The organism is Psychrobacter sp. 4Bb, from assembly GCF_002836735.1.
Taxonomy (GTDB): Bacteria; Pseudomonadota; Gammaproteobacteria; order Pseudomonadales; family Moraxellaceae; genus Psychrobacter.
The window spans coordinates 1-2,369 of the sequence record NZ_PJAS01000015.1; the positions used below are offsets into that span (position 1 = coordinate 1).

Below are 2,369 nucleotides of genomic sequence, written 5' to 3' on the forward strand. Positions count from 1 at the left end.
ATGGATTATAAGCAGTTACACAGTTTTTAGGAAACTCCCTTACTTATAGTTGTCACGTTGGATTAATATATACCCTATGGCTTCAATATAAATGACATCATATGATAATGGTTACTTTTCACAAGTCTCGTATTTCCACATAAACTCCTTCTTTACCTATTGCACTTACTCAAACTCACGATCGTAATTCCAAAAGATCACTATATTTATATTCTTTTATTTCATCTATCTATCCAAAAAATCGCTGTTCATGGGATGAATACCTATATAAATATAAAGTTAATATATGTTATTGTATATTGATAGCTATTAAAGAATTTTCACAAATAAGAACTCAATCAGACAAATTAACGTGGCTAGCAATATGCTACTGGCAAAAATTCATTTGACATAACTACAATAAGGACAAGACATGATACTAGAAAAAATCAAAACACCTGGACTTTCACACTTATCCTACTTGGTAGGCTCTAGTGGTCAAGCAGCGGTAATTGACCCACGTCGTGACTGCGCGATATATGTAGAAAAAGCGCGTGCAGCAGGGCTTGAAATCACTCATATTTTTGAGACACATCGTAATGAGGATTTGGTTTCTGGCGCACCTATCTTGGCTGCAATGACAGGAGCAACAGTTTTGCATGGACCCAATCCAGAACAACCTGTTGTCTACGCTGAGACCGCACGTAATGGTGATTGCTTTTCAATTGGCCAATTAGAAATCCGTGTCTTAGAAACGCCTGGTCATACCGATGATCACCTGGCTTATGCGCTGTTTGATACGGCGTATCCAAAGGAAGCAGTTGGAGTTTTTACTGGAGATGCACTATTTGTAGGTGATGTCGGTCGTACTGACTTCTATCCTGAGCGTCGTAGAGAAGTTGCAGGTTTACTTTATGATTCGTTACAAGACATTCTAGCGCTCGGTGATCAAGCAATTATTTATCCAGCTCATGGTGCAGGCTCAGTCTGTGGTTCAGGCATGGCGGAGCGTGAGTTTTCTACCGTCGGTCACGAAAGGATCAACAACCCACGTTTACAGATTAACGATCGTGAGGCTTTCATTGATTTCAAGACTAGCGAGAACCATTATCAGCCACCCTATTTCAGATTGATGGAGCGCCTTAATATGGAAGGTGGTGAAGCGCCTCCAGTCGTTATGCGTCCGCGTAACCTTTCGCTCAAACAGCTGCATGACTGCAATGCTGATCATCTCATCGATATTCGTGAACCAATGGCGTATGCGTCAGGACACCTGCCCGGCTCTATGAGCTTACCTGTCAACATGCTACCTGCGTTTGCTGGATTGTTTATTGAAGAAGGACAAAGCTTGTCCCTGATTGCCTCTGATGAAGAGCAACTGGCGACTGCGATGGAGCATCTGGTGCGTATTGCTTTTGATAACATCATAGGTGGCTATGTAGGTATCGTCCCTGCCGCTGCTAAAGGGGAACAGATGCAGCAAACCCCTATGATCGATACAACTGAGGTAGAGAGTCGTCTTAATAAGGCTCAGAACTGGACATTGCTTGATGTACGCGATGTCGATGAGAGGAATACTAGTGCGATTGAAGGGTCAGAGCATATCTATGTCGGTCACCTGAACGAGCGTTGGCATGAGCTTGACCAAAGTCGCCACTACACATTAATGTGTGCTAGCGGTGCTCGGGCAACGATAGCAGCAGGGTGGCTTGCTAGTCGAGGTTTTGAACACATTGATATCTATCTAGGGTCAATGGGTGCATGGCAAGCAACGCATGAGTAACTCTTTACCCGTAGCTAAAATCTACAATGAGCTAAACGCGTCTCAAGTTTTAAACAATAAGTTTTAAGCGAAGCCATTTTAAAGTGCTGTAACTAAGATAAATACGACGACCCTTCTTTTACTCAGTATAAGACTGATATAAAAGAAGGGTCGTCGTTTTAGCTGACCTTTAAGCGATATGACTTAAGTAAATATCAATCATAGTACTAGACTCTACCTCTTACTTTATTTCCTTATCTGACTTATCACTCACAAAACATAGATACATAAAAAACAGACACAAAAAAACCTCAAACAATCTAATGCTTGAGGCGAAACTTGCTTAAACTTGAAAGTTTAAATTCGTTTTAAATATGGCGCAGCGGACGGGACTCGAACCCGCGACCCCCGGCGTGACAGGCCGGTATTCTAACCAACTGAACTACCGCTGCTTAGGTCTCTTAGCTTGTTTAGCCACTTGCTAAGAAGTGGTGGGTGATGACGGATTCGAACCGCCGACATTCTGCGTGTAAGGCAGACGCTCTACCAACTGAGCTAATCACCCTTCGAACAATTGCTAGGCAATTTATTCAACATCAACTGAGCTCTTAAGTTTGTCACTAAGCTC

The 2,369-nt window shown here is 42.5% G+C and carries 1 protein-coding gene and 2 tRNA genes; 1 reads left to right on the top strand and 2 read right to left on the bottom strand.

The window, feature by feature from the left end:
- Nucleotides 1–412 precede the first annotated feature (412 nt).
- Nucleotides 413–1,762: an MBL fold metallo-hydrolase gene (locus tag CXF60_RS00555; RefSeq protein WP_102090365.1), complete on the top strand. Its 1,350-nt coding sequence runs from the start codon at nt 413–415 to the stop codon at nt 1,760–1,762.
- A gap of 354 nt (nt 1,763–2,116) precedes the next feature.
- Here CXF60_RS00555 and CXF60_RS00560 read toward each other — a convergent pair.
- Nucleotides 2,117–2,193, bottom strand: a tRNA-Asp gene (locus CXF60_RS00560).
- A 37-nt stretch (nt 2,194–2,230) separates the two neighbouring features.
- A tRNA-Val gene (locus CXF60_RS00565) sits at nt 2,231–2,306 on the bottom strand.
- Nucleotides 2,307–2,369: the final 63 nt, after the last annotated feature.

Coding starts and splice junctions, on each gene's coding strand:
- CXF60_RS00555 (WP_102090365.1), top strand. CDS start 413: ATGATACTAGAAAAAATCAAAACACCTGGACTTTCACACTTATCCTAC.